This is a genomic window from Bacteroides sp. BFG-606, from assembly GCF_024788145.1.
In the GTDB taxonomy this organism is placed as follows: Bacteria; Bacteroidota; Bacteroidia; order Bacteroidales; family Bacteroidaceae; genus Bacteroides; species Bacteroides vicugnae.
Genome location: NZ_JANUIL010000001.1, coordinates 1 through 23845, shown reverse-complemented (window position 1 = coordinate 23845; position 23845 = coordinate 1). Strand labels below are relative to the sequence as shown.

20 protein-coding genes and 1 pseudogene are annotated in these 23845 nt (G+C 40.7%); 13 read left to right on the top strand and 8 right to left on the bottom strand.

What is annotated here, in order from left to right:
- Positions 1-42: 42 nt before the first annotated feature.
- Positions 43-489, bottom strand: coding sequence for a MarR family winged helix-turn-helix transcriptional regulator (locus NXV01_RS00105; protein ID WP_004299328.1), 447 nt, complete (start codon positions 487-489; stop codon positions 43-45).
- A gap of 160 nt (positions 490-649) precedes the next feature.
- Between NXV01_RS00105 and rpsF the strand changes: the two genes are divergently transcribed.
- The 8 genes from rpsF to NXV01_RS00065 all read left to right on the top strand — a co-directional run bounded on the left by rpsF (position 650) and on the right by NXV01_RS00065 (position 8282).
- On the top strand, positions 650-994 hold the full coding sequence (gene rpsF / locus NXV01_RS00100; RefSeq protein ID WP_004306610.1) for a 30S ribosomal protein S6: 345 nt from the start codon (positions 650-652) through the stop codon (positions 992-994).
- Positions 995-996: 2 nt separating this feature from the next.
- Entirely contained in the window at positions 997-1269 is a 273-nt protein-coding gene (gene rpsR / locus NXV01_RS00095; RefSeq protein WP_002562536.1) for a 30S ribosomal protein S18, read from the top strand.
- 14 nt (positions 1270-1283) lie between these two features.
- Positions 1284-1727 carry a 50S ribosomal protein L9 gene (gene rplI / locus NXV01_RS00090; RefSeq protein WP_004299330.1) on the top strand — a complete coding sequence of 148 codons (444 nt, stop codon included), beginning with the start codon at positions 1284-1286 and terminating at the stop codon, positions 1725-1727.
- Positions 1728-1809: 82 nt separating this feature from the next.
- Complete coding sequence (locus NXV01_RS00085; RefSeq protein ID WP_148365222.1) at positions 1810-3474, top strand: DUF6377 domain-containing protein; 1665 nt, start codon at positions 1810-1812, stop codon at positions 3472-3474.
- Between the two features lie 238 nt (positions 3475-3712).
- Positions 3713-4825, top strand: a complete 1113-nt coding sequence (locus NXV01_RS00080; protein WP_074559145.1) for a Gfo/Idh/MocA family protein — start codon at positions 3713-3715, stop codon at positions 4823-4825.
- 12 nt (positions 4826-4837) lie between these two features.
- Complete coding sequence (locus NXV01_RS00075) at positions 4838-6325, top strand: Gfo/Idh/MocA family oxidoreductase (RefSeq protein WP_074559144.1); 1488 nt, start codon at positions 4838-4840, stop codon at positions 6323-6325.
- 37 nt (positions 6326-6362) lie between these two features.
- Positions 6363-7226 (top strand): DUF1080 domain-containing protein, encoded by an 864-nt coding sequence (locus NXV01_RS00070; protein WP_074559143.1) that lies wholly within the window; start codon positions 6363-6365, stop codon positions 7224-7226.
- Between the two features lie 147 nt (positions 7227-7373).
- Positions 7374-8282 carry a sugar phosphate isomerase/epimerase gene (locus NXV01_RS00065; RefSeq protein WP_195649134.1) on the top strand — a complete coding sequence of 303 codons (909 nt, stop codon included), beginning with the start codon at positions 7374-7376 and terminating at the stop codon, positions 8280-8282.
- 88 nt (positions 8283-8370) lie between these two features.
- Here NXV01_RS00065 and NXV01_RS00060 read toward each other — a convergent pair whose 3' ends face one another.
- The gene (locus NXV01_RS00060; RefSeq protein ID WP_004306615.1) at positions 8371-8592 is read right to left on the bottom strand and encodes a hypothetical protein; all 222 of its coding nucleotides are present in this window, start codon (positions 8590-8592) and stop codon (positions 8371-8373) included.
- Between the two features lie 158 nt (positions 8593-8750).
- The gene (locus NXV01_RS00055) at positions 8751-10424 is read right to left on the bottom strand and encodes a long-chain fatty acid--CoA ligase (RefSeq protein ID WP_259021493.1); all 1674 of its coding nucleotides are present in this window, start codon (positions 10422-10424) and stop codon (positions 8751-8753) included.
- A gap of 110 nt (positions 10425-10534) precedes the next feature.
- On the opposite strand from NXV01_RS00055, the gene mtaB reads away from it, so the two are divergent.
- The 4 genes and pseudogenes from mtaB (at position 10535) to NXV01_RS00035 (ending at position 14332) form a co-directional block, all read left to right on the top strand.
- Positions 10535-11854, top strand: coding sequence for a tRNA (N(6)-L-threonylcarbamoyladenosine(37)-C(2))-methylthiotransferase MtaB (gene mtaB / locus NXV01_RS00050; RefSeq protein WP_259021492.1), 1320 nt, complete (start codon positions 10535-10537; stop codon positions 11852-11854).
- A 2-nt stretch (positions 11855-11856) separates the two neighbouring features.
- Positions 11857-12779, top strand: a pseudogene (locus NXV01_RS00045) (lysophospholipid acyltransferase family protein).
- Complete coding sequence (locus NXV01_RS00040) at positions 12776-13804, top strand: glycosyltransferase family 2 protein (protein WP_074638124.1); 1029 nt, start codon at positions 12776-12778, stop codon at positions 13802-13804. Before NXV01_RS00045 ends, NXV01_RS00040 begins: the two are co-directional and overlap by 4 nt.
- Positions 13805-13807: 3 nt before the next feature.
- Positions 13808-14332 (top strand): methylglyoxal synthase, encoded by a 525-nt coding sequence (locus tag NXV01_RS00035; RefSeq protein ID WP_074559136.1) that lies wholly within the window; start codon positions 13808-13810, stop codon positions 14330-14332.
- Positions 14333-14466: 134 nt separating this feature from the next.
- Here the strand turns inward: NXV01_RS00035 and folB are convergent, their stop codons facing one another.
- The 4 genes from folB to NXV01_RS00015 form a co-directional block, all read right to left on the bottom strand.
- Positions 14467-14838 (bottom strand): dihydroneopterin aldolase, encoded by a 372-nt coding sequence (gene folB, locus NXV01_RS00030; RefSeq protein WP_148365219.1) that lies wholly within the window; start codon positions 14836-14838, stop codon positions 14467-14469.
- Positions 14822-15874, bottom strand: a complete 1053-nt coding sequence (locus tag NXV01_RS00025; RefSeq protein ID WP_148365218.1) for an acyltransferase family protein — start codon at positions 15872-15874, stop codon at positions 14822-14824. Before NXV01_RS00025 ends, folB begins: the two co-directional genes overlap by 17 nt.
- Before the next feature lie 75 nt (positions 15875-15949).
- Positions 15950-18631 (bottom strand): 4-alpha-glucanotransferase, encoded by a 2682-nt coding sequence (locus NXV01_RS00020; protein ID WP_259021491.1) that lies wholly within the window; start codon positions 18629-18631, stop codon positions 15950-15952.
- A gap of 131 nt (positions 18632-18762) precedes the next feature.
- Positions 18763-21306 carry an adenosylcobalamin-dependent ribonucleoside-diphosphate reductase gene (locus NXV01_RS00015; RefSeq protein WP_074559132.1) on the bottom strand — a complete coding sequence of 848 codons (2544 nt, stop codon included), beginning with the start codon at positions 21304-21306 and terminating at the stop codon, positions 18763-18765.
- Between the two features lie 285 nt (positions 21307-21591).
- Here NXV01_RS00015 and NXV01_RS00010 point away from each other — a divergent pair, with 285 nt between their 5' ends.
- A complete protein-coding gene (locus NXV01_RS00010) occupies positions 21592-22332 on the top strand; it encodes an NADPH-dependent oxidoreductase (RefSeq protein ID WP_074559158.1) in 741 nt (246 codons plus the stop codon).
- A 100-nt stretch (positions 22333-22432) separates the two neighbouring features.
- Here NXV01_RS00010 and dnaA read toward each other — a convergent pair whose 3' ends face one another.
- Positions 22433-23845 carry a chromosomal replication initiator protein DnaA gene (gene dnaA, locus NXV01_RS00005; protein WP_074638126.1) on the bottom strand — a complete coding sequence of 471 codons (1413 nt, stop codon included), beginning with the start codon at positions 23843-23845 and terminating at the stop codon, positions 22433-22435.

The following is a 23845-nucleotide window of genomic DNA, read 5'->3' as shown; positions in this document are numbered from 1 at the left end:
ACGATTTAGTGGATTTTATGATTTTAAGTTCTGTTCTTCTGCTTAATCTTTCGTATTATAGAATACCTTTTTCAGTACCTCCTGACCAATGCTCAATTCGTCGAGAGTGATGCCATGAAGAGCCTCTTTCAGAGTCTGGCCGGCAATAACGCGTGCTTTTTCTTCCAGTTCTTTTCCGTCTTTAGTCAGGTGGATTAAATTGGTACGGCGGTCTTTTTTATCGGAAATGCGCACAACGAGATGCTGCCGTTCCATATTGTCTATCAAACGGGTCATGCTGGGTTTGTCTTTAAAAGTTGCATTACACAACTCTTGTTGTGTAACACCGTCTTTTTCCCACAGAAAAATGAGTACCGTCCATTGTTCCGGACTGATTTCCAGTCCGTTCTGACGGAAGTTACGGTACAGTTTCCGGTTGATTGCCGCGGAAACTTTGCCATTTAGTATGGCGAATATAAGCCGGATATCGAAATTAAATTGCTCTATCATGAAATTATTGTTTAAACAACTTTGCAAAGGTAAGTCACTTCCCGGATAAATCCTATCTTCGGATACAAAAAAAGATTAAATATTTGTAGTTCAAAATAAAATGTCTAACTTTGCACCCGCATTTAAAATCAAATAATTTATTTATTTAATTAAACGAAGTATGAATCAATACGAAACCGTTTTCATTTTAACTCCCGTTTTGTCTGACGTTCAGATGAAGGAAGCGGTAGAAAAATTCAAAGGCGTTCTTCAAGCTGAAGGTGCTGAGATTATCAATGAAGAAAACTGGGGACTGAAGAAATTGGCTTACCCAATTCAGAAGAAGTCTACAGGTTTTTACCAACTGATTGAGTTCAATGCAGATCCTACTGTAATTGACAAGCTGGAACTTAATTTCCGTCGTGATGAACGCGTAATCCGTTTCTTGACTTTCAAGATGGATAAGTATGCTGCTGAATACGCTGCAAAAAGAAGAAGTGTTAAATCAAACAAAAAGGAGGATTAATCATGGCACAACAAGTTCAATCAGAAATCAGATATTTGACTCCGCCGTCAGTAGATGTTAAGAAGAAAAAATACTGCCGTTTCAAAAAGAGTGGTATTAGGTATATCGACTACAAAGATCCTGAATTCTTGAAGAAATTCTTGAATGAACAAGGAAAAATCCTTCCGCGTCGTATTACAGGTACTTCTTTGAAGTTCCAACGTCGTATCGCGCAGGCTGTGAAGAGAGCTCGTCACTTGGCATTGCTGCCTTATGTAACTGACATGATGAAATAAGAAGGAGGAAAAGTATGGAAATTATATTGAAAGAAGACGTAGTAAACTTGGGTTATAAGAACGATATCGTAAACGTGAAATCCGGATACGGTCGTAATTATCTGATCCCGACTGGAAAAGCTGTCATCGCTTCTCCTTCTGCAAAGAAAATGTTGGCTGAAGAACTGAAACAGCGCGCTCACAAACTTGAGAAAATCAAGAAAGATGCTGAGGCTATGGCTGCTAAGTTGGAAGGCGTTTCTTTGACTATTGCAACTAAAGTTAGCTCAACCGGTACTATCTTCGGTTCTGTTGGTAACATCCAGATTGCTGAGGCATTGTCTAAGCTGGGTCATGAAGTTGACAGAAAGATCATCGTTGTAAAAGACGCTGTGAAAGAAGTTGGTAGCTATAAGGCTATTGTTAAACTTCACAAGGAAGTTTCGGTAGAAATTCCTTTCGAAGTAGTTGCTGAATAAGAGCAAATTTACTTCATATACAAAAAGCGATTTGTTCTGAATGGATGAATCGCTTTTTTTTGTTATCTTTGCTATTACTATTATGAAATTCAACTGTTGTTTTCTGAAGAAGAGGTTTTTGCTTCTGCTGATTGCTTTGGGAATTGGCAGTGTCCTTTATGCGAATGATGAGTTGAAACTATTGACGGATTCTTTGCGTAGAGTGATAGATGAGAAACATGTCTATGTTCAAAAGAAAGAGGAGAGGATAAACCGGATAAAATGTATGTTGAAAAGTCCCGGTTTGACTCTTGAAGGGGAGTATAGAATCAATTTACGGTTATATAGCGAGTATAAAAAATTTCATATTGATTCTGCTATTCATTATGTCGATCGTAATATCGAGATTTCCCACCAGTTGAATAAACCTTATTTCACCAACCAGTCGTCTTTAAATCTTAGTCTTTTGTATTCGATGTGTGGCAGATTCCGCGAAGCTGAGATTATTTTGAAAAGTATAAAGACGTCAGAACTTCCAAAAGATTTATTAATAGACTATTATCAGACTTACTCCAGTTTCTGGGGGCATTACTCCATTTCTGTTGCCAACAATCTGTATGGAAAGCAACAATCTGCTTATCAGGATTCACTGTTTGCTCTCATAGATCATACTTCCTGGGATTACCGGATGTCACAAGCTTCTTATTATATCTGGCGTGATACCTTAAAATCGAAGGAAATTTTTAAGGAATTGTTGGATATCGAGGAGGTGGGAACGCCTAATTATGCCATGATTACTCATTCGTATTCCAGATTGTGTCATCATCAGAAGAAATATGATGAGGAAAAGAAATATCTGATGTTGTCGGCGATTGCCGATACCCGGAATGCAACGCGTGAAAATGCCTCTCTTCAATCTCTTGCGTTGATACAATACGAAGAGAAGAATCTGGCCGATGCTTTTAAATTTACACAGTCCGCTATTGATGATGTAATTTCTTCCGGTATTCATTTTCGTGCAATCGAAATCTATAAATTCAATTCGATTATCAATACTGCCTATCAGGCGGAACAGGCTAAATCGAGATCGCATCTGACTACTTTTCTTATTTCTACAAGTATTATCCTTTTTCTTTTGATTCTGCTCGTTGTTTTCATCTATATTCAGATGAAGAAAACGTTGAAAATAAAGCAGGCATTGGCGCAGAGTAATGAGGAACTTCTGCGGCTGAACAATAAACTGAATAGTATGAACAGCCAGCTGAATGACACCAATAATCAATTGTGTGAAATTAATGGCATAAAGGAATATTATATAGCTGAATTCTTCGATGTGTGCTTTAGCTATATCCACAAAATGGAAAAGTATCAGAATATGCTGTATAAAATAGCTATTAATAAGTACTATGACGAGTTGATTAAGAAGCTGAAGTCGTCTGCGCTTATTGATGAAGAGCTTAGTGCACTGTATGCCCGTTTTGATAAGGTCTTTTTAGGTTTATATCCTACTTTTGTTTCTGATTTTAATGCTTTGTTGAAAGATGAAGAGAAGATTATTTTGAAGCCGGATGCTTTATTGAATAGGGAACTTCGTATTTATGCTTTATTACGTTTGGGTATTACGGATAGTGGGAAGATAGCGAACTTCCTTCGGTGCTCTACAAGTACGGTTTATAATTATCGTACGAAGATGAGAAATAAAGCTGCTGTCGACAGAGATGAATTTGAGAACGAAATTATGAAAATTAGTTCAACACAAGAGACATAATTGTTATTTTACTGCTGACCTCCTTTCCAAATCATCTACATTTTTTTGATATACTTAAAGTGTTAAGTGCTTGATTAATAGTGTAAAATGTTAATTTACTATCTACATAAAGTAGTGTAAGTCAAATAAGCCGTTATTTATTTGGCTAGATTTGCAATATCAGTTTTTTACTCATCAGCTTGATGGTGAAAATTGATACTTTATCTATTATTTGTACTTAAATTCACTATGTTTTATTATGAACACGCAATCTTCAGTAGACACGAGAATTAAAGTTGGAATTATCGGTTTTGGTAGAATGGGAAGATTCTATTGGGAAGCGATGACAAAAAGTGGGCGATGGAATATTGCTTATATTTGCGATACTGATCCGGAATCACGTCAATTGGCTAAGAAGTTATCTCCTGAATCTCTTATAGTAGAAGATAATCAAAAAATTTTTGAGGATGAAAGTGTACAGGTAGTCGGTCTTTTCACTTTGGCCGACTCACGGATGGAACAAATAGAAAAAGCTATTCGCTACGGCAAACACATTATTTCAGAAAAACCTATTTCAGATACCATGGAAAATGAGTGGAAGGTCGTGGAGATGACAGAAAACACCAACCTCATTTCTGCAGTAAACTTGTATCTGCGGAATTCCTGGTATCATAATCTGATGAAAGAGTATATCGAGCAGGGAGAAATCGGAGAACTGGCTATTATCCGTATTTGCCACATGACTCCCGGTTTGGCACCGGGCGAAGGTCATGAGTACGAGGGACCTGCTTTCCATGATTGTGGAATGCACTACGTCGATATTACCCGTTGGTATGCAGGCTGTGATTATAGAACATGGAATGCGCAGGGAGTGAATATGTGGAATTATAAAGATCCTTGGTGGGTACAATGTCACGGAACTTTCCAAAATGGCGTAGTCTTCGATATTACTCAGGGCTTTGTTTATGGACAATTATCTAAAGACCAGACACATAATTCGTATGTGGATATTATAGGTACCAAAGGAGTTGTGCGTATGACGCATGATTTCAATACCGCTGTTGTTGATCTGCACGGTGTCAATCAGACCATTCGTGTGGAGAAACCTTTCGGTGGCAAGAATATAGACGTGTTGTGTGACCTGTTTGCTGATTCGGTAGAAACCGGAAAGCGCAATTCCCGCTTACCGTCTATGCGCGATTCGGCCATTGCATCCGAATATGCGTGGACATTCTTGAAAGACACACGCAAACACGATTTGCCCGCTATTGGTAATTTGCGCACTCTGGAGCAAATACGCGAGCGAAGAAGAAACATGAAAAATGGATATGGATTGTTGCATGGCAACCTTCCAAAGATTATTAACCCTTAAATAAATAAAATCATGTCAAACATTTCGAGGAGAAAGTTTCTCAAAACGGGGGCTGCTGCTTTAGCAGGCATTACTATTGCTCCCAGTACTATTTTAGGTATGAGCCACGGGCATATTTCGCCTACTGACAAACTGAATCTTGCAGCCGTGGGTATTGGTGGTATGGGACATGCCAATATTAATCACGTGAAGGGCACTGAAAATATTGTGGCTCTTTGTGATGTGGATTGGAAGTATGCAAAAGGTGTGTTCGACGAATTCCCCAAGGCTAAAAAATACTGGGACTATCGTAAGATGTATGAAGAAATGGGTAAATCTATCGATGGTGTGATTATTGCAACTGCCGACCATACTCATGCTATCATCACTGCTGATGCAATGACAATGGGAAAACACGTGTACTGTCAGAAGCCGTTGACCCACTCTGTTTATGAATCTCGTTTATTGACAAATTTAGCTGCTTCAACAGGTGTTGTTACTCAGATGGGTAATCAGGGTTCATCAGACGAAGGTACGGATTTGGTATGCGAATGGATTTGGAATGGTGAAATCGGTGATATAACTAAGGTGGAATGTGCAACAGACCGTCCTATTTGGCCGCAAGGATTGAATGTTCCTGAAGGTGTAGATCGTATTCCTAGTACATTGAATTGGGATTTGTTTACAGGTCCTGCTAAAATGAATCCTTACAATGCTATTTATCATCCTTGGAACTGGCGTGGATGGTGGGATTACGGAACAGGTGCATTAGGTGATATGGCTTGCCATATTTTGCATCAGCCGTTTAGAGCATTGAAATTGCAATATCCTACCAAAGTGGAAGGATCATCTACTTTATTGTTGAATGCTTGTGCTCCGCAGGCACAGCATGTGAAAATGATTTTCCCTGCTCGTGAAAATATGCCGAAAGTAGCTATGCCTGAAGTGGAAGTACATTGGTACGATGGCGGTATGATGCCTGAACGTCCGAAAGGATTCCCGGAAGGAAAACAACTGATGCAGAGTGGTGGTGGTTTGACTATTTTCCACGGAACGAAAGATACTTTGATTTGCGGATGTTATGGACAGAATCCTTGGTTGCTTTCTGGTCGTAAACCAAATGCGCCAAAAGTTTGTCGTCGTGTTCCTAATGCTATGAACGGTGGGCACGAGATGGACTGGGTACGTGCATGTAAAGAAAATAAATCTAACCGTATCATGACTAAGTCTGATTTCTCAGAAGCCGGACCCATGAATGAAATGGTAGCAATGGGTGTATTGGCTATTCGTTTGCAAGCGCTGAATAAGACTCTTGAATGGGATGGAGCTAACATGTGCTTTACGAATATCGGTGATAACGAAACGATCCGTACCGTTATCAAAGACGGATTCAAGATTCATGATGGTCATCCGACATTTGATAAGACATGGACTGATCCGATTAATGCGAAACAGTTTGCTGCTGAATTAGTGAAACATACTTATCGTGACGGTTGGAGACTTCCTGATATGCCGAGATAAAAGTAAATTAAAAATTAAAAATTAAATAGTTGATATCATGAAAAAAGTATTTTATCCATTAGCTTGTTGTTGTCTTGCTGCAGGCGTTTTCGCTTCTTGCGGTGGTCAGAAGAAAGCAAATGCTCCGGAAGAGCAAAAAGTTGCGTTGTCTTACTCTAAATCATTGAAAGCACCGGAAACTGATAGTTTGAATCTGCCTGTTGACGAAAATGGTTATATCACAATCTTTGATGGTGAAACATTTAACGGATGGCGTGGTTATGGAAAAGACCGTGTTCCTACTAAATGGACAATCGAAGATGGCTGCATCAAATTCAACGGTTCTGGCGGCGGTGAAGCTCAAGACGGTGATGGTGGTGACTTGATCTTTGCTCATAAATTTAAAAACTTTGAGTTGGAATTGGAATGGAAGGTTGCTAAAGGTAGCAATTCGGGTATTTTGTATTTAGCTCAGGAAGTTACTTCTAAAGACAAAGATGGTAATGATGTGCTTGAACCTATTTATATTTCCGCACCTGAATATCAGATCCTGGATAATGCCAATCATCCGGATGCTAAATTGGGTAAAGATAACAATCGTCAGTCAGCTTCTTTGTATGACATGATTCCGGCAGTTCCTCAAAACTCTAAACCATTTGGCGAATGGAACAAGGCTAAGATTATGGTTTATAAAGGTACAGTGGTTCACGGACAAAACGATGAAAACGTACTTGAATATCATTTGTGGACAAAACAATGGACTGATATGTTGCAGGCAAGTAAGTTCAGCGAAGATAAATGGCCTTTGGCATTTGAATTGCTGAATAACTGTGGTGGAGAAAATCACGAAGGTTTCATCGGTTTGCAAGATCACGGTGATGATGTTTGGTTCCGCAACATCCGCGTGAAGGTTTTGGACTAATCGCATAAATAAGAAATAAGGCACGGATTACACGGATAACACGGTTTTTTAACTATCGTTATTATATAACAACCGCGTAATTCCGTGTAATCCGTGCCTATTTTTTCTATATAAATCTAATAATTGTAATTCCCTGATATCTATTATATGAAAACAAAAATTTATTTATGTGCGTTGGCTGCTCTTTTCATGATTCCACAGGCAATGACCGCGCAAACTAAGAAGAAAGCTAAAAAAGAAGTAGCTATTCAACTCTATTCTGTCAGAGATATATTGAATAAGGTAGACAATAAAGATGGTAAGTGTGACCCCACTTATACTGCTCTTCTGAAGAAATTGGCAAACATGGGATATACCGGTGTTGAAGCTGCCAATTATAATAACGGTAAATTTTATGACCGGACTCCTCAACAATTTAAGAAAGATGTCGAATCGGCAGGATTAAAAGTCTTGTCTTCACACTGCACGCGTGGACTGTCGAAAGAAGAACTCGCCTCCGGTGACTATTCGAAATCACTTGAATGGTGGGATCAGTGTATTGCCGATCATAAAGCTGCCGGTATGAAATATATTGTAGCTCCGTGGATGGATGTACCTAAGACGCTCAAAGATTTAGAAACGTATTGTGCATATTATAATGAGATAGGCAAACGTTGTAAACAACAGGGTCTGTCGTTTGGGTATCATAATCACGCTCATGAATTTCAGAAAGTAGAAGATAAAGTGATGTATGATTATATGCTGGAACATACGAATCCTGAATATGTCTTCTTCCAGATGGACCTTTATTGGGTAGTTCGCGGACAAAACAGTCCTGTTGATTATTTTAATAAATATCCCGGTCGTTTCAAGATATTCCATGTGAAGGATCATAGAGAGATCGGACAAAGTGGAATGGTAGGTTTTGACGCTATCTTTAAGAATGCAAAAACTGCAGGTGTTAACTATCTCGTTGCTGAAATCGAGGGCTATAGTATGCCGGTAGAAGAGAGTGTGGAAGTAAGCTTGGATTATTTGTTGAATGCTCCTTTTGTGAAGAGTTCATACGCTAAATAACGTGTGAATAGCTAAAATAAAGGCATAAAAAAAGTCTGTGCATGCTTTCGCATGGCAGACTTTCAATTCTCTCTAAGCTGTTTCTGAATTATTCAGCTACAGTTTCAGTTGCAGTGCTATCAGCATTCAAAGAATCTGCTGCTGCGGCTGCTGCTTGTTCAGCTTCAAGAGCTGCTGCTTCTACTGCTGCGATTGAGTCAGCGATACGGATAGAATCTGCAGTTGCTTTTGCTGCGTCAGCTGCTTTGTTACCACATGATGCGAATGATACTGCTACGATAGCTACGGCCATCAAAACTAATTTTTTCATTTTCTTTGCTTTTTAAAAACGTAATACAATCAATTGCTTTATTAAAACGTTGCAAAGGTATGTACTTTTTCAATATGTTGTTCTCGAAACACCAACTTTTTTTATATATTTTTTGTAACTAGCCACTTTTTCCCCACTTTCGTATGTTTAAAAACATGCTAATCGACAGCAATACTGTTATATAGGTATCTTTTTATGCTTCTTTTGGGAGTTTTTTCAAATTCCGTAGGATAAAGTTGGATTCTGCTGATTTTTTCATAAGCGGCTACATTGCTGTTCAGATTCTTAAGATTTTCATCCATGATTGTTTTCAGGTTATCCGGATTGTTTAATCCGAGAGAATCCAACGCTTCATAATCGGCATAAACGAGTGCTACTAATTTTTTGTTGCGTTCGATAACGAGACTTTCAAGAATGAAAGGTAGGTTATTCAGTTTTGTTTCCAACTCTTCGGGGAAGATGTTCTGTCCGTTTGAACTTAAGATCATGGTCTTGAGCCGTCCCCGGATGAAAATATTCCCGCTGTTGTCCATGCTACCGAGGTCACCCGTACGTAGCCAGCCGTCTTGTGTGAACACTTCCTCTGTTGCTTCCTGGTTCTTGTAATATCCTACCATCACGTTTTCTCCCCGGACTTGGATTTCTCCGGTTTCTGCTTCAGGGTTTTCCTTATAGATACGTGCTTCCATTATATCCAGAATCTTTCCGGAAGAGCCTTGTACAAATTCATCCCAAGGGGCATAGCTGATTAGTGGTCCACATTCCGTCATACCGTAACCGATAGTAAAAGGGAATTTAATTTTGTAGAAGAATTCTTCTACTTCTTTATCCATAGCGGCGCCACCGATAATGATTTCCTTAAACCGGCCTCCCAGTGCATCAATCAGTCTTTTGCGTATCTGGTTGTAGATCTGTGTGTCGAGCAGCGGAATATTGAGTGCCCACTTCATGCCTTTTTTATTAATGAGTGGTTGGATGATATTCTTATATATCTTTTCGATCACTAGCGGGACAGTAATAATAAGGTTGGGTTTCACTTCCTCAAAAGCCTTCATTATAATCTTGGGAGAAGGAGTTTTTCCAAGCAAAGTGACATGGGTGCCGACAGCAGTTGCTGTCAGAAAGTCGAACGCACAGCCGTATGCATGAGCGAGTGGGAGGAAAGAGAGTACCTTGTCTCCCTTTTTAAGAAGTTCGGTGCGGATACCGAAGGTAACATTTCCTGCCAGATTGTTCCCTGTCAGCATCACTCCTTTACTGAAACCGGTGGTTCCGGAAGTATAGTTTAATAGCATCACTTTGTCATTGGATAAAGTGGTATATTGAACATCTTCACGGGCAAATCCTTTCGGATACAAAGAATGCATTTCTTTATCGGTGTTTTTCAGAAACTTCTGTATGGTTTCTCCGTCACGCTGATAAAGACACCGGAAATCGGTCAGTGAGAATACGCCTCGCAGTCCCGTTAGTTTTTCCTCTTCCAGATTGTCCCAGATGCTGTCACTGGTGAACAGAAATATAGATTCGGAATGATTGACGATATGATGAACATCGTTGGGCGTAAAGTCTTGAAGGATGGGGACAATGATTGCTCCATACGTGATAGTTGCCATATAGGCGATGCACCAGTGAGCATTGTTTTTGCCGATAACTGAAATCTTATCCCCTCTGCGGAGGCTACAGTGTTTGAATAACAGATGTAAACGGGCGATTTTTTCAGCTACCTCCCCATAAGTATATTGGGTATCTTCTCCATAATCGGCGTAACAAGGTAGATCCCAATTTTCACGAAAACTATTTTCGTATAGTTTAATGAAATTCTCTTTAATCATTGCACGTTTTTTAGTGAATTGTGCAAAAATAGGAATAAACTTTCGTATCCAAAAGCGTTTTACTAATAATAATGTGTAACTTTGCAAAGTTAATGTGTTTATAACAGCTTATGATAGATACCACTGTATTTCAAAATAAGACAGCCGTTTATTATACTTTAGGCTGCAAATTAAATTTTTCAGAGACTTCAACTATCGGTAAAATTCTGCGTGAGGCAGGAGTCCGGACTGCGCGTAAAGGAGAGAAAGCAGATATCTGTGTGGTAAATACCTGTTCGGTGACGGAGATGGCGGATAAGAAATGCCGGCAAACGATTCATCGTCTGGTAAAACAACACCCAGGTGCTTTTGTGGTAGTGACCGGATGTTATGCGCAATTGAAGCCCGGCGATGTGGCAAAGATAGATGGAGTGGACGTAGTGTTGGGAGCTGAACAGAAGGGAGAATTGCTTCAATATCTAGGTGACCTCCAAAAGCATGAAAAAGGAGAAGCTATCACTACGGCGACCAAAGATATCCGTTCTTTTGCTCCCTCGTGTTCACGGGGAGACCGTACCCGTTTCTTTTTGAAGGTGCAGGATGGATGTGATTACTTTTGTTCTTATTGCACGATTCCTTTTGCCCGGGGGCGAAGTCGTAACGGGACTATTGCTTCCATGGTTGAACAGGCCCGTCAAGCAGCTGCCGAAGGAGGAAAAGAGATTGTTCTGACCGGAGTGAATATTGGAGATTTTGGTAAAACAACAGGGGAGAGTTTCTTTGATTTGGTAAAAGCGCTGGATCAGGTAGAGGGAATCGAACGTTATCGGATATCTTCTATAGAACCAAATCTGTTGACCGATGAGATCATTGAATTTGTGTCTCACTCCCGTAGTTTTATGCCTCATTTCCATATCCCTTTGCAGTCCGGTTGTGATGAGGTTTTGCAATTAATGCGCCGCCGTTATGACACAGCTCTTTTTGCTTCCAAAGTGAAGAAGATCAAAGAGGTGATGCCGGATGCTTTTATCGGTGTGGATGTGATTGTGGGAACCCGTGGAGAAACGCCGGAGTACTTCCAACAAGCTTATCAGTTTATTGAGAGTTTGAATGTGACCCAGTTGCATGTGTTTAGTTATTCCGAACGTCCCGGAACGCAGGCCCTAAAAATAGAATATGTGGTTTCCCCGGAAGAGAAACATCAGCGTAGTCAACGTTTATTGACACTGTCGGATCAAAAAACGCAGGCCTTTTATGCTCGTCATATTGGGCAGACAATGCCGGTGCTGATGGAAAAATCGAAGGCAGGTGCTCCGATGCATGGATTTACGGAGAACTATATACGTGTAGAGGTGGAAAGCGATGATTCGCTGGATAATAGGGTGGTCAATGTACGTTTGGGAGATTTTAATGAAGAGATGACAGCACTTAAAGGTACAATTCTGATATAAGTATGGGATCGAAACTTATCTACTGGTTGGTATATAGTGGGATGTGGTTGTTTTCGGCACTTCCGTTCCGGGTTTTGTATATGTTCTCGGATTTGAATTATCTGCTGATGTATCATATTGGAAAATATCGCCGGAAAGTAGTTCGGGGGAACCTGTTGAGATCATTTCCGGAAAAAACTGATGCCGAGAGATTGCAGATTGAACGCAAATTCTATCGCTATCTGTCGGATTATATGCTTGAGGATTTGAAATTGTTGCATATGTCTGCCGAAGAGCTTTGTGTGAGAATGATTTATAAGAATACGGAACAATATCTGGAACTGACAGAAAAGTACGGAGGCATTATTGTGATGATTCCTCATTATGCCAATTATGAATGGTTGATTGGCATGGGTGCGATCATGAAACCCGGAGATGTTCCCGTGCAGGTTTATAAACCGTTGAGAGATCAATATCTGGATAAACTTTTTAAGCGTATCCGCTCTCGTTTCGGAGGATATAATATTCCCAAACATTCTACTGCACGTGAAATTATTAAGTTGAAGCGTGATGGAAAAAGATGGTAGTCGGTCTGATTACCGACCAATGGCCCAGCGGATTTGATAGATATTGGACTACTTTTTTAGGGCAGGAGACTGCTTTTCTGAATGGTGCCGAGCGTATTGCTAAAATGATGAATTTCCCTGTTTTCTATTGCGAACTTAGTAAGAGACGCAGAGGATATTGTGAAGCGGAATTCAAACTAATGACGGAGACGCCGAAAGAAACCAAGGAAGGAGAAATCACTGAAATGTTTGCTCACCGATTGGAGCAGACAATTCGTAGAGAACCGGCATACTGGTTGTGGTCTCATAAACGCTGGAAATTAACCAGAGAGGAAGCTGAACAACAGGAAGAATTGAACAAGAAGAAAGAACAGCAATGAAAGTTTCAGTTGTAATCTTGAATTGGAACGGATGTGATATGCTCCGTACTTTTCTTCCGTCTGTTGTCCGCTATTCGGAAGGAGAGGGGATGGAGGTTTGTGTGGCTGATAATGGCTCTACAGACGATTCTGTGACTTTGCTTCAACAGGAATTTCCTTCTGTTAAGACGATTGTGCTCGATCAGAATTATGGTTTTGCAGACGGATACAATTTGGCATTACAGCAGGTAGATGCAGAATATGTAGTGCTTTTGAATTCGGATGTCGAGGTGACGGAGCATTGGCTGGAACCAATGGTTGCTTATCTGGATGCTCACCCGGAGGTGGCTGCCTGTCAGCCGAAGATACGGAGCCAGCGACAAAAAGAATATTTCGAATATGCCGGGGCAGCCGGTGGTTTTATTGATAAATATGGTTATCCTTTTTGTCGGGGGCGTATAATGGGCGTTGTGGAGAAGGATGAAGGTCAGTACGATACAGTGATTCCTGTTTTCTGGGCGACGGGAGCAGCCCTGTTTATCCGACGCGCTGATTATATGAATGCCGGAGGATTGGATGGACGTTTTTTTGCACATATGGAGGAAATAGATTTGTGCTGGCGACTTCGTTCGCGAGGACGTGAGATTGTTTGTGTGCCTCAAAGTGTTGTCTATCATGTGGGGGGAGCTACTCTTAAAAAAGAGAATCCTCATAAGACTTTTCTTAATTTCCGTAATAATCTTGTCATGCTCTATAAGAATCTTCCACAGGAGGAGTTAAATAAAGTGATGCGTATCCGGGCCTGTCTCGATTATGTGGCAGTGTTTAACTTCTTGTTGCAAGGGCATTGGGACAATGCTCGTGCTGTCATGCGTGCACGAAAAGAGTACCAACAGCTACGTCCTTCATTTTCTTTATCCCGTGAAAAGAATATGAGAAAAAAAACTTTGAATCCGATACCTGAACGGACAAAAAGTAGTATCTTGTGGCAGTTTTATGTGAGAGGATGCAAAAGATTCTCTCAATTGTCGGATTTAAAAGGATAGCAAATGGAAGCAAAGGTTAGAAGAGGCATCGGGCTGGTAGCGCATGATGCGATGAAAAAAGATCTCATCGAATGGGTATTGTGGAATTCGGAACTGTTGATGGGAAATAAATTCTATTGTACAGGTACTACCGGTACTTTGATATTGGAAGCATTGAAAGAGAAGCACCCTGATGAAGAATGGGATTTTACGATTTTAAAATCAGGTCCGCTGGGTGGTGACCAACAGATGGGATCACGTATTGTGGATGGACAGATTGACTATCTGTTTTTCTTCACTGACCCTATGACACTGCAACCGCATGATACGGATGTGAAAGCATTAACCCGCTTGGCTGGTGTAGAAAATATTGTTTTTTGCTGTAATCGTTCTACGGCGGATCATATTATTTCCAGTCCGTTATTTATGGATCCTGACTACGAGCGCATTCATCCGGACTATTCCGGCTATACAAAGCGTTTCCAGGATAAACCTGTGGTGACGGAAGCTGTTGAATCAGTAAATAGAAGAAAAAAGAAGAGAAAATAAGCCGGTAGTTTACGGCTGTGAAAATAGGAGCAGATTTTGCTTAAAAAAAGGAATGCAGATGATACGGATTACTTTATTAATATCGTATTATCTGCATTTCGTTATTTATGTTTCATTACCAACAATGTGATATCTTATTTCTTGCTGCAGTGTAGCTCAATTCCTGCGGACTCTATATCTGCTCCCATCGGTGGATTCCGTTTGGAAAGCCGGAGTTCTATTTCTTCAATACAGGGGAATTGGGCAAAGAGTTTTTGTATAATCCGTCCGCTCACGTGTTCCAGCAATTTTGAGGGAATAGCCATTTCGTTTTTTATCACCTGATGTACTTCGGCGTAGTTGACGGTGTCGGTAACTTCGTCTGTCCGGGTAGCTTTGCTGATATCCACTTTCAGTTTCAGGTCAATGATATATTCATTTCCGATCAGATTTTCTTGCGGTGCAACTCCATGATAGGCGTAACAACGAATTTCTTTCAAAAGAATATAGCTACTGTTTATCTTCATATATTGTCTTTTTAGTGTGATCTTGTTTGACTTTTAACAGGTCTTTCTGTGCAACCATTTGTGGAATCACTTTTAGAAAGACGGGGGTGAGCAGAATGCAGATACTTAGTGTTATAAGCAAAAGTACACTTGCCTGTGCCCAACTATTGTGAATATAACGGCTGGCCAATGGACCTAAAAAATGAAGTATCGGTCCATGAATACTTAAGGTGATGATCGAATATCGCCCTAAGTAAGAAATAACCTTTATTTCCTTTACTTTTTTGCAAAGTAACATAATCATAAATATTCCTGCAAATGCAGCGATATATACTTGAAAAATATTTCCCGTATAGTTGTTGGTGCGCATACCCAATGTGGTAGCGGTAAAGTACATGACTACCAGTGCCAATAGAACGAAAACCGGGATCAACTTGTCGAAACGATGACTGGGATACAGAAAAAAGTTATACCGCCGAATCCAGAAACCGGCTACATAGAAAGGGAGGGCGGTCATGGAAACATCTATATACAAAGGCAACTCTATCTGTAACTTTCCGAGATAAAATCCTGTGCAACCAATCAGGAGTGTGACAGCAAACATGATAGGCAGGTGTTTCTCACGCAGAAAGTGGATCAGATAAAACAGGATATTGCAGTTGAATAGTGCAAGTAGAAACCAAATCGGAGGATTGAACTTGATAAGGTCATGTCCATGAAACACTACCAAGAGCTCATTCCATGATACAGGCAGTTGAAATACCCCGGGTGCTATTTTCCAAACGATATATTTCATTAGAAATGCGCTTAGATAGAAGAAAAGAAAAGGGATAATCAACTTGTTTATTTTCCGTAGGATAAATCCGAACAAGCCTTCGTATGATTTGAAAAATACTCCAGAGATAAAGAAATAAAGCGGCATGCGAAAACAGGAGAGCATGGAATTGGTATCCAGCTGTTCGAAGGCTCCTCCAACGTGCGCTATTACTACAAGGATGATGCAGACTCCTTTGGTTAAGTCCACGAAATCAATACGTCTGCTTTGGTTGCCTTCCATTATCTCTTTTCAATTTCACTTTTCGGCGCAAAGATACTTCATAAATTGGAATAAAAAGAGTTAGTGCCTTTTATCTTATTTATTCGGATCTCTTCCTGTATTTTTTATCAGTTCACAAATCTTATCATTGAGTGTTTTTGCTTTCATCAACTGTTCCAATGTGAGGTGCATCCGGTATCGCCAATAATTTCGTGGATTTGATGGAATATTAATCCGTTCTTCCGCCACATTCGGATTTCTCCACTTCTCGTCTATTGATAACCAATCTTGGAAAGACAAGATGCAGAGAATAGAATTACTGTTGAGATGATTGCGTACAATTTCCTCGCACAACTCGGGAGTAGCAGTGGTTGGTGCAGTACCGTAGTGTCCTAACGTTGCATTATAGTAGCGTTGGGTCTGTTGATAATCTTCTTCCCACCAGCCACGCAGGGTAGACATATCGTGGGTGGAGATTGTGCAGACAGACCGGTATGGATACTCATTCAAATGCCCGAATTCATACATTGGATTTTTAGGCATCCGCTGAATTTCCAAACTGAGAATACGGAGATCATTCATCACTGATGATACACAAGCAGGAATCATCCCCAGATCTTCTCCACAAACCAACATACGGGTGGATTGTGTCAGCTGGGGCAATTTCTTCATGGCCTGTTGAAACCAGAACTCATTGTGTCGGTGGTAATAATACTGGTCGTATAGTTTGTTAAAAGCATTCTTCTCCTCTTCGTTTAGCAATCGGAATACGAAATCTCGTTGTACGCCGATTCGAGGGTGGTATTTCCCTTCCTCTTTTTTGTCCGCAACAAATAAAACGTTGCTGATTAATGAATAAAGCCCTTCCCGAATCCAGATACTATCTTCATCATTTTTGCCGGCAAAGAATTGTTCTACTTCCCTTTGCGTCTCAAATCCCGGTTTCATCCGATAGGTACCGGAGTCGTCAACTAATTGGAGAAAGTCTTGTTTTACCAAGTTGGTATGGGGGCCGAACAACTGTCCAAGGAAAGATTCATGAATAGATGGGAGCAGGTATTCATCCCGGAACGTGAGGCCATAACTTTCGATTTCTTCCCGACTCATGGGGAGAGAAGGATCAAACTGACCTAACAATCCGTGTACGGCGTGCATCGGTATTTCCCAGATACGGAAAAAACCGAGGATATGATCGATCCGGTAGGCATCGAAGTATTCCGCCATTTTCTGAAAACGTTTCATCCACCAGCGGTAGCCGTCTTTTTCCATGACATCCCAGTTGTATGTAGGAAATCCCCAGTTTTGCCCGTTGATGGAGAAATCATCGGGTGGAGCACCTGCTTGTCCGTTGAGATTGAAGTAATGAGGTTCTGTCCAGGCTTCTACACTGTTGCGGCTGATACCGATTGGAATATCTCCTTTTAATACAACACCGTGTTGGCGGGCATATTCGGTTGCAGACAGTAATTGCAGGTGCAGGTGATACTGAATATAGTAATACAATGAGATATGAGGATAGTCTACGGTTTCCGGCTGGCACATTTTTTCTATATCTTCCGCATTATAAACAGAGTGTCGTGGCCATTTACGGAAATTGGGTGTTTTGTAGGCGTCGCGCAGATAACTGAAGACTGCATAGGGTTGCAACCATTCTTTGTTGGCTTCAAAGAAGTCTTTGAAACCTTTGGAAGCTAAGACTTTTTTTCCTTCCTGTCGGAATAGTAAGTTGAAAAACTCCCATTTAGTCTGGTTTACTGCTTCGTAGTCAATGGCAGGCAGACTGTTCAGTTCTTTTTGCTTTTTGTTGAATTTCGATGCGGCTTCTTTGTCTTTCAGAGTTCCCATTTGCTTGATATCCGCATACATTGGGTGGAAGGCATAAATGGAAATGCTGTTATAGGGGTAAGAGTCGGTCCATGTGTGAGTCATGGTGGTGTCATTGACCGGTAAAATCTGAATAACTTTCTGATGGGTGATTACTGCCCAGTCGATCATACGTCTCAAGTCACCAAAATCACCTACTCCAAAACTTTTCTCTGATTTTAAGGAGAATACAGGTATGGCGATTCCCGCACCTTTCCAGGCGGGAATGTCGAAATAGGCATACCGGTCGGAGATCACGAGCGTTTCGTTTGTCTTCAGTTCCGGGTCTGCCAGATAACGGTTGGGGTTCTTTTCCCAGCAGTCCGCTTTCTTTTCTTGTTTGTTGTAGAGGATGAATTTGTATTCCAGCGGGTATTTTAGTTTGCTGGCATCCAATTCTATCTGCCACTCCGGAAAATGGACGTCACTCATTAGAACCGCTTTCTCCGGGTCCCAGTGGCCTAATGATTTCTGGTTACCACAAATCGCCAGACAATAATCTTTATTGATATGTGGAGCATAGGCTTTGATTACCAGTCCCTTCTTATAACTTTGCGGGATACTTTCTCTCTCGGGATGTGCCAGTAAAGCTTCTGTAAAAGCTGAACTATAAAGGTACGACTGTTCCGGAATGTTTTTCCAGCAATCATTGATTCTGTATATCTTCTTGGAAGTGCCTGATAGGAAAATAGATCTTGGAAAACTGTCCCATTCCTTGCGGATAACTATTCCGTTCTGTTCTATCTGATAGTTATAATTGATAGCCATCCCTTCATGGGGGATTTCAAGCTCAACTTTTGCCGTCCAATAGATACCATCGGTGGTGTGTAAAGGAATTGATTCCGGAAATAAGCCGGAAATTCTTACTTCTTCTCCCCAATTGGTACGGTATTCAATATTAAATGATAGAATCATATATATTAGATTTTAATTGTACATATAAGACACTGCAAGTATAAGACATTTTTTTGAATAAAAAATAAAAGGAGCCGCATTGGACTCCTTTTAATCTTTTGTTTATATATTAATTAACATACGTAGGACTATTATCCACACCTGGAAGCACCGCAAGTTGTACAAATCAGACAGCCTTCCTGATAAACCAATGTCTCATTACCGCAGTTCGGGCATTTCTTACCTTTGGCTTCTGTTCCATCTTGAATATACTTCTTCAATGCACGTTCCACACCGTTTTTCCAAGTGTTGATACTTTCACTGTTTAATTGGAGAGAGCCAACCAGTTTGATAACCTGTTCAATCGGCATCCGGTAGCGAAGCACACCAGAAATCAATTTAGCATAGTTCCAATATTCTTTGTTGAACTTCTCTGACAATCCTTCAATGGTCGTCTTATATCCGCGTTTGTTCTCGAATTGGAAGTCGTAACGTTTGGTACCGTCTTCATCTACATTTTTGATGATACGTCCGCAAGTCACACTCTTAGGTAGCAAGATACCTTCATCATCATCTTGCAAACCTGTGAATATTTCATAAGGGTGTCCATCTAATAATCCGACAAAAGCCACCCATTTTTCTTTGTTGTTCTGGAAACGGACAACATCTGCTTCCAATATTCTCGGACGTACCTCTACAACCGTAGGCGGTTTGCAAGGAGGAAGGTCTTCTTTCTTTTCCTTATTTGATTTAGTGGAAATCAAAACTCCGGAGCGTGAACCGTCGCGATATACGGTACAGCCTTTACAGCCGGATTTCCATGCTTCTACATACAAACGGTTTACTAAATCCTCGTCTACATCATTCGGTAGATTGATCGTTACGCTGATGGAGTGGTCTACCCATTTCTGGATTCTTCCCTGCATCTTCACCTTCATCAACCAGTCGACATCGTTGGAAGTTGCTTTGTAATAAGGAGATTTAGCAACCAGTTCATCAATTTCTTCTTGGGAATAGCGTTTGGCCGGATCGTATCCGTTAGCTTCCATCCAGGTCACAAACTTGTGATGGAATACGATATATTCTTCGAATGCATCTCCTGTTTCGTCTACAAAATCTACATGTACATTCGTATCGTTCGGATTAACCTTTCTTCTGCGTTTGTAAACAGGCAGGAATACAGGTTCGATACCGGAAGTTGTCTGTGTCATCAAACTGGTAGTTCCGGTTGGAGCAATTGTCAGGCAGGCAATGTTACGGCGACCGTATTTCTTCATGTCCTCATACAGTTTCGGGTCAGCTGCTGCCAGGCGTTGGATGAACGGATTATTCTGTTCACGTTCGCTATTGTATATTTCGAAAGCACCACGTTCTTTGGCCATTTCCACTGAAGAACGGTATGCGCCGAGAGCTACTGTCTTGTGTACTTTTTCAGAGAATTCTGTCGCTTCTTCCGTTCCGTAACGCAATCCCAATGCAGCAAGCATATCACCTTCTGCAGTGATACCTACACCAGTACGGCGACCTTGTCCACTCTTCTTGTAGATTTTCTCCCAAAGTGTGCGTTCTGCATGTTTTACTTCTTCATTTTCCGGATCTTCGTCAATCTTGGTCATGATACGTTCGATTTTCTCGAGTTCGAGGTCGATGATATCATCCATGATACGTTGAGCAAGAGCCACGTGTTTCTGGAACAGGTCAAAATCAAAATAAGCATCCGGTTTGAACGGATTCACTACATAGGAATATAGATTGATAGCCAATAGACGGCATGAATCGTAAGGACATAGAGGAATTTCTCCGCATGGGTTGGTAGATACAGTTCTGTAACCCAGATCTGCATAGCAATCAGGCACGGACTCACGGATAATCGTATCCCAGAATAAAACTCCCGGTTCTGCTGATTTCCATGCATTATGAACGATTTTCTTCCACAAGGTAGAAGCGTTGATTTCTTTGGTAAATGTCGGGTTGGCAGAGTCAATAGGATATTGCTGTACATACGGCTTTTCATCTACGGCAGCTTGCATGAAAGCATCGTCCAGCTTGACAGAAACATTGGCTCCGGTTACTTTGCCTTCAGTCATCTTGGCGTCAATAAATGCTTCGGAATCCGGATGTTTGATGGATACACTCAACATCAGTGCACCACGACGTCCGTCTTGAGCTACCTCACGAGTAGAATTCGAATAACGCTCCATAAATGGAACAAGGCCGGTGGAAGTCAGTGCCGAGTTTTTAACGGGAGAGCCTTTCGGACGGATGTGTGATAAATCGTGACCTACACCACCGCGTCTTTTCATCAGTTGCACCTGTTCTTCGTCGATTTTGATAATAGCACCGTAAGAGTCGGCTGCGCCATCCACTCCGATAACAAAGCAATTGGATAGTGAAGCAACCTGATAGTCGTTACCGATTCCTGTCATCGGGCTACCTTGGGGGACGATGTACTTGAAGTGATCTAATAAATCATACAGTTCTTTTGCTGTCAACGCATTCGGATACTTTGATTCTACGCGTGCCACTTCATTTGCAATTCTCCAATGCATGTCTTCCGGGGATTTTTCATAGATATTACCGAAAGAATCCTTTACTGCGTATTTGTTTACCCAAACCCTTGCAGCAAGCTCGTCGCCTTGAAAATATCGTAAAGATTCTTCATAGGCTTCGTCGTAAGAATAAATTTGTTTTTCCACGATTCAATTTGTGTTAAATCTCGTTTTTAATAAGTAATATGTAGAAGTTTACTTATCGTTAACAAATGTATCCGCAAAGCTAAGAATGTTTTTTCATCTATCAAAATAAAAATGAAATAATTTATTAACAGGTTGCAAGTTTTCCATTTGTTTATGCTAAGTATTTGATAAACAGTTGAAAGTGTTTTTTGTTCAAAGGTTAAAGTTCTCCAAAAAGAAAACTATTCTATTCTGCTAGTGTGGTAGAATATTTTTTTTCTTTTTATATCTTTGCAAAAAAAAGATATGTTTGAAACCGTAAAGAACAGAAGAACTATTCGGAAATATCTGCCTAAAGATATAAATCCTGGTTTGTTAAATGATTTGCTCGAAACCTCTTTTCGTGCTTCTACGATGGGGGGAATGCAACTTTATAGTGTAATTGTGACTCGTGATGCAGAAATGAAGGAGAAACTCTCGCCTGCTCATTTCAATCAGCCTATGGTAAAAAATGCACCGGTCGTATTGACTTTTTGTGCTGATTTTCGTCGTTTCAGCAAATGGTGTGAACAGCGGAAAGCTGTGCCGGGCTATGATAATTTAATGTCTTTTATGAATGCCTCCATGGATACTTTGCTCGTTGCTCAGACTTTCTGTACACTGGCGGAAGAAGTAGGACTCGGCATTTGTTATTTGGGGACTACTACTTATAATCCTCAAATGATTATCGATACTCTCCAGCTTCCCGAACTGGTATTCCCTCTCACCACAATAACGGTAGGCTATCCGGATGGTATTCCCGCACAAGTAGACCGCTTGCCTTTGGAAGCTGCCGTGCACGATGAAAAATATCACGACTATACACCGGAAAAAATAGATAAACTTTACGCCTACAAAGAATCATTGCCGGAAAACAAGCAGTTTATCGAAGAAAATGAAAAAGAAACATTGGCTCAAGTCTTTACGGACGTGCGTTACACAAAGAAAGATAACGAATTTATGTCCGAAAATCTATTGAAAGTACTTCGCCGGCAAGGATTCTTTTAAGTATTAAGTATAAAGTATTAAGTATTAAGTATTATCCATGCGGACAAGCTTTATTATGCGGTTTCGCACCAAGGTAATACTTAATACTTTATACTTAATTTCAGTTTCTCTTCTTCAGTAACGACTCTATTTCCTGTACTTCTGCATGAAAGCTCTTGTCTACCTCCAATTGTCCTTTTACGGTTTTGCAGGCGTGAAGTACTGTTGCATGGTCTTTGTTACCGATGAACTTACCTATTTTAGAAGTTGAAAAGTCTGTGTGGTTTTTAGCTAGATACATGGCGATCTGTCGTGCTTGAACGACTTCTCTTTTTCTGGATTTTGTATGTATGGCAGACGGCTCCAGGTCGAAATGTTTGCATACCACTTTGAGAATATCATCAATAGTGACAGCTTTCGTTTCATTGTGAACCACGCCATGTACAATGTGTTGTGCTAAATCCAGGTCTATTTCCTTATTGAAAATAGTAGAACGGGCCATGATAGCGATGACGATACCTTCCAGATCACGTACACTTTCATTCACATTCTCGGCAATATAGTCAATCACTTCTGCCGGAAATTGTAACCCGTCACGGTGTATCTTGTTGCGTAGAATATTTTTGCGAAGTTCTACGGTCGGCTTTTCCAGCTCGGCTACCATACCCCATTTGAAACGGGTCAGGAGGCGTTCTTCGATACCCTGCAATAATACGGGAGCACGGTCCGAAGTCAATATGAGCTGTTTACCATTCTGATGTAAATGATTGAAGATATGGAAGAAATTGTTTTGAGTCTTGGTGACACCGGCAAACTCCTGAATATCGTCAATGATTAATACATCGATCGTCTGATAAAAATTAATAAAGTCGTTGGTCGTGTTATTTCGTACAGAATCCGTATATTGTACCTGGAACAAATGTGCCGAAACGTACAATACTCTTTTCTCTGGATAAATTTCTTTGATTTTTGTGCCTATTGCGTTTGCCAGGTGTGTCTTTCCCACTCCGGATGCTCCATAAAGGAATAACGGGTTGAAAGCGGTCCCTCCCGGTTTTTGCGCTACAGCTTCTGCTACACTTCTTGAAAGTTTATTGCTGTATCCTTCAATGAAGTTCTCAAAATTATAATTGGGATTCAAATGCGGGTCCAGATCTTGAACGGCAGGAGCCTGTAAGAAACTGGGAGCTTTGTTTCCTCCGATTATACTTTTAGGGGTAACAGCTGTAGAACGATTGCTTGCTTCGAGATTCACGGTTTGATTTGGAATCGAAGTCTTGTCCACCATGACGTTGTACATCAACTTGGTGCCTTCGCCAATGACCTTATATAATGTCTTGCGTATTAGATCTACGAATCTCTCTTCCAGAATTTCATAGAAAAACTGGCTCGGGATCTGTAAGATCAAAGTTTTGTCCTCATATTTCAACGGAACAATAGGGGCAAACCAAGTATTATATGTCGTCTCAGGAACATTGTCTTTAATTACGTCGAGACAGCGGTTCCAAAGTACGACATGATTTGATTCAATCAT

Bases quoted from the DNA above. Each gene is read 5' to 3' on its own strand.
- NXV01_RS00105 (WP_004299328.1), bottom strand. From the start codon at position 489: ATGATAGAGCAATTTAATTTCGATATCCGGCTTATATTCGCCATACTA.
- rpsF (WP_004306610.1), top strand. From the start codon at position 650: ATGAATCAATACGAAACCGTTTTCATTTTAACTCCCGTTTTGTCTGAC.
- rpsR (WP_002562536.1), top strand. From the start codon at position 997: ATGGCACAACAAGTTCAATCAGAAATCAGATATTTGACTCCGCCGTCA.
- rplI (WP_004299330.1), top strand. From the start codon at position 1,284: ATGGAAATTATATTGAAAGAAGACGTAGTAAACTTGGGTTATAAGAAC.
- NXV01_RS00085 (WP_148365222.1), top strand. From the start codon at position 1,810: ATGAAATTCAACTGTTGTTTTCTGAAGAAGAGGTTTTTGCTTCTGCTG.
- NXV01_RS00080 (WP_074559145.1), top strand. From the start codon at position 3,713: ATGAACACGCAATCTTCAGTAGACACGAGAATTAAAGTTGGAATTATC.
- NXV01_RS00075 (WP_074559144.1), top strand. From the start codon at position 4,838: ATGTCAAACATTTCGAGGAGAAAGTTTCTCAAAACGGGGGCTGCTGCT.
- NXV01_RS00070 (WP_074559143.1), top strand. From the start codon at position 6,363: ATGAAAAAAGTATTTTATCCATTAGCTTGTTGTTGTCTTGCTGCAGGC.
- NXV01_RS00065 (WP_195649134.1), top strand. From the start codon at position 7,374: ATGAAAACAAAAATTTATTTATGTGCGTTGGCTGCTCTTTTCATGATT.
- NXV01_RS00060 (WP_004306615.1), bottom strand. From the start codon at position 8,592: ATGAAAAAATTAGTTTTGATGGCCGTAGCTATCGTAGCAGTATCATTC.
- NXV01_RS00055 (WP_259021493.1), bottom strand. From the start codon at position 10,424: ATGATTAAAGAGAATTTCATTAAACTATACGAAAATAGTTTTCGTGAA.
- mtaB (WP_259021492.1), top strand. From the start codon at position 10,535: ATGATAGATACCACTGTATTTCAAAATAAGACAGCCGTTTATTATACT.
- NXV01_RS00040 (WP_074638124.1), top strand. From the start codon at position 12,776: ATGAAAGTTTCAGTTGTAATCTTGAATTGGAACGGATGTGATATGCTC.
- NXV01_RS00035 (WP_074559136.1), top strand. From the start codon at position 13,808: ATGGAAGCAAAGGTTAGAAGAGGCATCGGGCTGGTAGCGCATGATGCG.
- folB (WP_148365219.1), bottom strand. From the start codon at position 14,838: ATGAAGATAAACAGTAGCTATATTCTTTTGAAAGAAATTCGTTGTTAC.
- NXV01_RS00025 (WP_148365218.1), bottom strand. From the start codon at position 15,874: ATGGAAGGCAACCAAAGCAGACGTATTGATTTCGTGGACTTAACCAAA.
- NXV01_RS00020 (WP_259021491.1), bottom strand. From the start codon at position 18,631: ATGATTCTATCATTTAATATTGAATACCGTACCAATTGGGGAGAAGAA.
- NXV01_RS00010 (WP_074559158.1), top strand. From the start codon at position 21,592: ATGTTTGAAACCGTAAAGAACAGAAGAACTATTCGGAAATATCTGCCT.
- dnaA (WP_074638126.1), bottom strand. From the start codon at position 23,845: ATGATTGAATCAAATCATGTCGTACTTTGGAACCGCTGTCTCGACGTA.